This is a genomic window from Propionivibrio pelophilus DSM 12018, from assembly GCF_059569095.1.
The window spans coordinates 24,040-31,388 of the sequence record NZ_JCANUT010000048.1 but is presented as its reverse complement, the minus strand read 5'-3'; the positions used below and the strand labels follow the sequence as shown (position 1 = coordinate 31,388).

The 7,349-nt window shown below is 64.2% G+C and carries 6 protein-coding genes; 2 read left to right on the top strand and 4 right to left on the bottom strand.

Translation table 11 applies throughout. The features are described from left to right. The coding region (locus BO74_RS16210; RefSeq protein ID WP_496443617.1) for a TRAP transporter large permease at positions 1-801 on the top strand (801 nt) is incomplete at its 5' end. A 106-nt stretch (positions 802-907) separates the two neighbouring features. Here the strand turns inward: BO74_RS16210 and BO74_RS16205 are convergent. Beyond that, complete coding sequence (locus BO74_RS16205; RefSeq protein WP_496443615.1) at positions 908-1,606, bottom strand: GntR family transcriptional regulator; 699 nt, start codon at positions 1,604-1,606, stop codon at positions 908-910. A 164-nt stretch (positions 1,607-1,770) separates the two neighbouring features. Here BO74_RS16205 and BO74_RS16200 point away from each other — a divergent pair, with 164 nt between their 5' ends. Continuing rightward, positions 1,771-3,168, top strand: coding sequence for an NAD(P)H-dependent oxidoreductase (locus BO74_RS16200; RefSeq protein ID WP_496443613.1), 1,398 nt, complete (start codon positions 1,771-1,773; stop codon positions 3,166-3,168). Positions 3,169-3,180: 12 nt separating this feature from the next. Here BO74_RS16200 and BO74_RS16195 read toward each other — a convergent pair whose 3' ends face one another. The 3 genes from BO74_RS16195 to BO74_RS16185 are packed head-to-tail and all read right to left on the bottom strand — an operon-like array spanning position 3,181 to position 7,344. Beyond that, positions 3,181-5,067: a potassium transporter Kup gene (locus BO74_RS16195; protein WP_496443611.1), complete on the bottom strand. Its 1,887-nt coding sequence runs from the start codon at positions 5,065-5,067 to the stop codon at positions 3,181-3,183. Between the two features lie 28 nt (positions 5,068-5,095). Beyond that, positions 5,096-5,785: a two-component system response regulator KdpE gene (kdpE, locus tag BO74_RS16190; protein ID WP_496443609.1), complete on the bottom strand. Its 690-nt coding sequence runs from the start codon at positions 5,783-5,785 to the stop codon at positions 5,096-5,098. After that, the gene (locus BO74_RS16185) at positions 5,782-7,344 is read right to left on the bottom strand and encodes a DUF4118 domain-containing protein (protein WP_496443607.1); all 1,563 of its coding nucleotides are present in this window, start codon (positions 7,342-7,344) and stop codon (positions 5,782-5,784) included. The genes kdpE and BO74_RS16185 overlap by 4 nt, the downstream gene beginning before the upstream one ends. Positions 7,345-7,349: the final 5 nt, after the last annotated feature.

Sequence of the window (7,349 nt, the reverse complement as noted above, 5' to 3'; positions counted from 1 at the left end):
GCCGAAGTCTCCATCGGCGAACTGTTCATCGCCGGCTTCGGTCCCGGCCTGCTGATCGGCGGCGGCCTGATGTTCTTCGTCTGGCTCTGGTCCAAGGTCAAAGGCTACGGGAAGGACGACCACCTCGGCCGGATGCCCTTCAAGCAAGCCGGCAGGGAAGCCGCGCTGGCGCTGATGATGCCGGTGATCATCCTCGGCGGCATCTACGGGGGCGTGTTCACCCCGACCGAAGCCGCGGTCGTCGCCGTCTTCTACGCCCTGATCGTCGGCATGCTGATCTACCGCGAGATCCAGTTCAAGGACCTCTACGTCATCTTCCGCAAGTCCGTGATCTCCTCGGCGGTGATCATGTTCATAATCGCCAACGCTGGCCTGTTCAGCCTGCTGATCACCCGGGCGGGCGTGCCGGAAGCGATCGGCGACTTCCTGAAGGCGCATCTGACCTCCGGCGGCATGTTCCTGCTGGGTGTCAATGCCGCACTGTTCTTGATTGGCATGTTCATCGAGACCTCGGCGTCGATCATCGTGCTGGCGCCGATCCTGGTGCCGGTGGCGGCGAAGTTCGGGGTGGATCCGGTGCATTTCGGCATGATCATGGTGGTGAACCTGGCGATGGGGATGATTACGCCGCCGTTCGGGGTGAATCTCTTCGCGGCCTGCACGGTAGCCAAGATTCCGCTCGACCGGATGATCAAGCAGCTGATCCCCTTCGTTCTCGCCATCTTCAGCTTCCTCATGATCATCACCTACGTGCCGCAGCTCTCCCTTTTCCTCAGGGATCTCGTCTATGGGGTGGCGTAGGCAGCCTTCGTACCCATAAGCAAAAAGGCCAGTCACATCGGACTGGCCTTTTCGATTCTGGATAACAGCAGCAGACCGCATGTCGGATGGGGCGGCCGGGCCGGATTCAATAACGCCCCCCTTCTCCGGCCGCTGTTTCTTCGACCCCCAGTTCCTCCGCAACGAGGTTGCGGGCCGTGCGCCAGCCATTGCGGTGGTGGGCGCGGAGCATCTCCCGCAACAACGGGCCGTCGCGTTCCGTTAACGCCACGAACATCTGGTCGTGTTCCGCGATCGCCCGTTCCCAGCGCGCAGGCTGGCGGTTTCCGGCGTAGCGATAGCGCCTGATGCGCGCACATTCGCTGGCATACAGGCGGGAGAGTTCGCGGTTGCCGGCAGCGTCGACGAGCATCTGGTGAATTCGCTGGTTGGTCTCGAAATAATCCATCAGGCGACCGTCGCGAAAGCAGTCGTGCATCTGGCGATGCAATACCTCCATCGCGGCGAAATCGGCGTCGCTGACGCGCTGACACGCCCGCTCCACCGCGAGTCCTTCGAGGCCGACGATCAGTTCCAGTATGTCCTCGACTTCGGTAACGCTGAGCGCCGTGACCGTCGCGCCGCGGTTCGGCGAAATCGTTACCAGCCCCTCGGCGGCGAGAACCTTCAGCGCTTCGCGCAACGGCGTGCGCGACAGGCCGTGCACATATTCGCCGAGTTCGCGCTCGGAAAGGCGTTGGCCGGGACGCAAGTCGCCGGCGATGATCAATTGCCGCAGACCATCTGCGGCGAGCTGGGTGCGGCTGCCGTGGTGGTTTTCAAGCATGGCGGTCGAAGGAAAATTCGTGTTTTTGGATAAATTGCATTTAATACGTTGACGCGAACGGGACTAGGCGTGTAAAAACTATTTACACAAGAATTATTGCATGCAATTAGGCAATCAGCTTGCCGAGCTTGATAAATCCTTCCCATCAAGGAGCGAATGTCAGCATGAACCATCTCGACTATTTTTCCGCCGCGCAACGCCCCGTCGAAACCTGCGTCGTCGGCAGTGGCGGCTTCGGGCGGAGCTTCATCGCCCAGGGACTCCGCGTGCCGTTGATGAACGTGCGCGTCGCCGTCGACATCGACGCCACCGTCGCCGCCCGGAGCTTCGTCGCGGTAGGCATTGCCGAAACCGAGGTCGCCGTCTGCGGCACCGCTGGTGAAGCCAAAGCTGCCTGGGATGCCGGCAAGTACATTGCCGCGGCCGACCTGACGACCGTTGTCGGCCTGCCGCTCGACGTCGTCGTGGAAGCAACCGGCAACCCGGAAGCCGGCGCGCGTCACGGCCGGCAGGCGATCGAAGCGGGCCATCATCTGGTTCTCGTATCCAAGGAAGTCGATAGCGTCATCGGCCCGTATCTTACCTGCCTCGCCCGAACCCGCGGCAAGGTCGTGACCCCGGTCGACGGCGACCAGCCGAGCCTGCTGATCGGGCTGATCACCTGGGCGGAAACACTCGGCTTCGAAATCATCGCGGCGGGCAAGTCGAGCGAGTACGACTTCGTCTTCGACGAGAAAACGGGTGTGTTGACCTGCAACGGCGAGACCCATGCGCTGCCGGCACTGGCCGACCACCTCGCACTCGGCGAACAGGATGCGGCCGACGTCGCCGAACATCGCGCGCGCGTCTGCGCCGCCCTGCCACAGCGTGCCGTGCCCGACCTGTGCGAACTGCTGGTCGTGGCCAACTCGACCGGGCTGGTTCCCGACCGCGCCGACCTGCACGCGCCGATCGCCCGGATTCCCGAAGTGCCCAGCCTGCTCGGGGCCACTGACGAGGACGGCCTGCTCACTCGCGAAGGCGTACTTGACGTCTTCCACTGCCTGCGCCGGCCGGACGAAGCCAGTTTCGCCGGCGGCGTCTTCGTCATCGTTCGTTGTGACGATGCCGAAACCTGGAAGCTGCTGGAGGAGAAAGGCCACCTGGTCTCGCGCGACGCCAAGCGCGCGATGATCTTCAACCCGCGACACCTGCTCGGGCTGGAAGCGGCAACCAGCGTTCTCGAAGCGGCGGTGCTCGGCCGCTCCTGCGGTGCCCAATCGCCGCGCCCGCACCTCGACCTCGTCGCTCGTGCCTCACGCCCCCTGAGCGCCGGCAGCGCGCTGTCGATGGGCGGTCATCATCACACCATCGACAGTGTCGCCGCCGAACTGCATCCCGCAAGACCGCTGGCCGCGGACAATGCCGTGCCGTTCTATCTGGCGGCCAACCGGCGGCTGGTGCGCGACGTCGCTGCCGGAGCGCTGATCACCCTGGCCGACATCGAGATCGATCCGGCGTCGGAACTGCTCGCCCTGCGCCGGAAACAGGACGAGTACTTCTTCAGAAAAACCGGGAGCTGAACGAAGCCGGGGTCAAAGTACGACCTGCGACCCCAGTTCGACCACCCGGTTCGACGGGATCTTGAAGAACGCCGTGATGCTTGTCGCGTTGCGGAACATCGTCGAGAAAAGCAGCACCCGCCAGTAGGCCATCTCCTTGCCGAAGCGGGCGATCAGTGTTTCCCGGCCGAGGAAGAACGAGGTATCCATCATGTCGAATTCCAGCCCGAAGTGCGCGCAGTGCGTGAGCGCCTCGGGCAGGTCGGGTTCGTCCTTGAAACCGTACTGGACGGTCACCTGCCAGAAGTCCTGCCCGAGCGGCTTGACTTCCACGCGGTCGATTTCCGGAACGTAGGGCACGTCGAAGATGCGTATGGTCACGATCACCATGCGTTCGTGCAGCACCTTGTAGTGCTTGAGGCTGTGCAGCAGCGCGCGCGGGACGCCTTCCGGCCGGCCGGTGAGAAAGACCGCTGTACCGGGAACGCGGGTCGTCCCGCCGAGCGCCAGGCTTTCGATGAACGGCGCGAGCTGGATACCGTCCTGGCCGAGTTTCTCATGCAGCACCTGCCGCCCCCGCTTCCAGGTAGACAGGGTGATAAACACCAGCAGACCGAAGGCCAGCGGAAACCAACCGCCGTCGATGATCTTCGTCGAATTGGAGGCGAGGAAGCCGAGGTCGATCAGCGCGAACGGAACGAGGCACGCCAGGGCCAGCGACGGCCGCCATTTCCATTCGTTGCAGGCTACGACGAAGGCCAGCAGGTTGGTGATGAACATGGTGCCGGTGACCGCGATGCCGTAGGCCGCCGCGATGTTGCTGGATGATCCGAAGCCGATGACTGCGGCGATCACGGCAGCCAGTAGCAACCAGTTGATGCCGGGGAGATAGATCTGGCCCATCTGGCTTTCCGAGGTATGGCGGACCTCGAAACGCGGCAGATAGCCGAGCTGCATGGCTTGCTGGGTGATCGAGAAGGCGCCGGAAATCACGGCCTGCGAGGCGATGACGGTCGCCGCCGTAGACAGCGCGACCATCGGGTACAGCGCCCAGGTTGGGGCAAGCAGATAGAAGGGGTTCTCGATGGCAGCGGGATTGGCAAGCAGTAGCGCGCCCTGGCCGAAATAGTTGATCAGCAGGGCCGGCAGCACCATGCCGAACCAGGCGGTGGCGATCGGGTGCCGTCCGAAGTGGCCCATGTCGGCGTACAGCGCCTCGCCCCCGGTAATGACGAGAACGACGGCACCGAGCGAAAAGAAACCGAGAACCGGGTGTGCCGTGAAAAACGATAACGCCCAGGCCGGATTCAGCGCGCGTAGCACGCCGGGTTCGAGCAGGATGCTGTTGATGCCGAGCACCGTCAGGGTGGCGAACCAGACAATCATAACCGGACCGAAGAGTCTGCCGACGCTGGCCGTCCCGTGCCGCTGGATGACGAACAGGAAGACCAGGATGACCAGCGCCAGCGGGATGATGAACGGCGTGAAGGCCGGTGTGATGACCTGCAGCCCCTCGACCGCCGAAAGCACGGAAATCGTCGGCGTGATGACGCCGTCGCCATAGAACAGCGCGGCGCCGAACAGGCCCAGGACGAGGATCAGGTTGCGCTTTTTTCCCTCGCCGGTGTCACGCAGGGCCAGTGCCATCAGGGCCATGATGCCGCCTTCGCCGCGGTTGTCGGCACGCATGATGAACGACACGTACTTGCCGCTGATGACCAGCATCAGCGCCCAGAACACCAGCGAAAGAATGCCGAGCACGTTGTCCGGCGTGATCGGCACCGGGTGATGCGGACTGGCGAAGACTTCACGGATCGCGTACAGCGGGCTGGTGCCGATGTCGCCGAAGACGACGCCGAGCGCCGCCAGGGTCAGTGTTCTGAATTGTGCCGGATTAGGGGCGTTTGTTGCATGGCTCATGGTATTTCCGGAAAAATCAGGATGAATTTCAGGGCTGGAAGCGGTAGCCAACGCCGGTTTCCGTCTGGAAGTGACGCGGCTGCGCGGGGTCGATTTCCAGCTTGTGGCGCAGGTGGCCGACGTAGATGCGCAGGTAGTGATAGCTCTCGACGCTCGACGGCCCCCACACCTCGCGCAGCAGGTGGCGCTGCGTCAGCACCTTGCCCACGTTGGCCAGCAGCACGCAGAGCAGGCGGTATTCGATCGGAGTCAGCCGCACCGGGTCGCCGTTGCGGGTCACGACGCGCCGCGAGAGGTCGACCTTCACCTCGCCGAACTCGAACAGCGGCGAGGCGTCCTCGGTCCGGCTCTGCCGCCGCAGCAACGCGCGAGCCCGCGCCCGCAGTTCGCCAACGCCGAACGGCTTGGTCAGATAATCGTCGGCGCCGGCGTCGAGTGCCTGCACCTTGTCCTTCTCGTTGGAGCGTGCCGACAGCACCAGGATCGGGGCGTCCGACCAGCCGCGCAGGTCACGGATGAAGTCGACGCCGTTGCCATCCGGCAAGCCGAGGTCGAGCATGATCACATCGGGCTTGCGTTCGCCGGCTTCGACGAGGCCGCCGGCCAGCGTGCCGGCCTCGAACACGCGGCACCCCTCGTCCTCCAGCGCGGTACGCACGAAACGCCGGATCTGCTTCTCGTCCTCGACGACGAGCACCACAGGCGCGAGTTCCTTCATTTCCCGTCCTCCTGTTCGGTAAGCATTTCCTCCTCGATCACCGGAGGCATTCCGAGCGGCAGGAAAAAGGTGACGCAGGCGCCGCCTTGAACGCGATTTCCAGCGGCAATCGAGCCGCCGTGCGCCTCGACGATCGCCCGGCAGATGGCCAGCCCGAGACCGACGCCGGGAAGCGCCGACTCCGATTCGCCGCGCACGAACATCTCGAACAGTGCGTCGGTTCCAGTCTCGGCGGCCGAAAAACCGGCGCCGCTGTCGGCGACGCTGATCGCCATCCGCTCATCGCGCAGCCCGACGTCGATCTCGATGGCGCGCCCCGACGGCGAGTACTTGGCGGCGTTTTCCAGCAGGTTGCAGAACACCCGCTCGATCAGCACTGCATCGAATTCGACGAGTGGCAGGTTGTCGGCAAGACGCACCTTGACCGGGTGTTCGGCCAGCGCCCGGCCCAGCAGCTTGATGCTCGAACCGATCACTTCCTCGATCGGCTGCCACTCCTTGTGCAGCGTCACGTTGCCGGCATGCAGACGGGCCATGTCGAGCAGGTTCTCGAGCAGACCGGACAGCCGTTCGGCCTGCTCTCGGATGGCCTCGGCCGACTCGCGCTGCGCATCGCCGAGCGGCGGCCGGCTCCACGCCAGGGAATCGGCAAGACCGACCAGCGCCGCCAGCGGCGTACGCAGGTCGTGCGATAACGCAGAGAGGATCGAGCTGCGCAGGCGCTCCGAAACGATCTGCACCTGCGTGCGCTGGGCGACATCGACATAATGGATGCGTTCGATGGCTATTGCCACCAGCGACGCCATTGTTTCCAGGTGCGGCCGCTGCGCCAGCAGCGGCTCGGGAGACGTCGTGGCGGGAGCAACGGCGATGATGCCGCGCACGCGCATCGGCGCCGTCAACGGCAAATACAACACAGCGCACCCGCTGGCGGCCAACAAGGAGCATTCGACCGTCTCACCGCGTTCAAAGGCGATCGCCGCCAGTCGCGGCTCGATGACGACGCCCGGCATCCGCTTGACCAGATCCGGCTTCGGCCGGCCGACCCGGTCGTAGAGCAGGATCTCGCCCCGTGCCTTCAGCAGCGCGTCGAGGAAGCGGTCGGTGATTTCGGCGACCTGTTCCAACTTCAGCGCGCCGGAGAGTTCGCGCGCCATCTCCGACAACGCCCGCGCACGATGTTCGGCCGCAGCCGACTCATCGGCACGATGACGCAATCCGGCCGCCAAACGGCCGGTGATGATCGCCACCATTAGCATCACCGCAAAGGTCACGAGATACTGGCCATCGTTGACCACGAAGGTGAAGCGCGGCGGGACGAAAAAGAAGTCGAACAGGCCGACGCTGAGAAACGCCGCCAGCAACGCCGACCGCAGGCCGAGCAGGACCGCAACGAGCAGGACCGTGAGCAGGAAGAGCATCACGATGTTGGCCAGATCGAGATGGCCGAGCAGCGGCATCGTGATCAGCGTCGTGGCGGCACAGGCCAGCGCGGTCAGCAGATAGCGCGGCCAGTCGCTTCGGAAGCCACCACTGCCTTGTCCAGGCGTTTTTCTCATGCAGT

What these genes read in the sequence shown, in the direction of transcription:
- BO74_RS16205 (WP_496443615.1), bottom strand. Translation starts at nt 1,606, where the DNA reads ATGCTTGAAAACCACCACGGCAGCCGCACCCAGCTCGCCGCAGATGGT.
- BO74_RS16200 (WP_496443613.1), top strand. Translation starts at nt 1,771, where the DNA reads ATGAACCATCTCGACTATTTTTCCGCCGCGCAACGCCCCGTCGAAACC.
- BO74_RS16195 (WP_496443611.1), bottom strand. Translation starts at nt 5,067, where the DNA reads ATGAGCCATGCAACAAACGCCCCTAATCCGGCACAATTCAGAACACTG.
- kdpE (WP_496443609.1), bottom strand. Translation starts at nt 5,785, where the DNA reads ATGAAGGAACTCGCGCCTGTGGTGCTCGTCGTCGAGGACGAGAAGCAG.
- BO74_RS16185 (WP_496443607.1), bottom strand. Translation starts at nt 7,344, where the DNA reads ATGAGAAAAACGCCTGGACAAGGCAGTGGTGGCTTCCGAAGCGACTGG.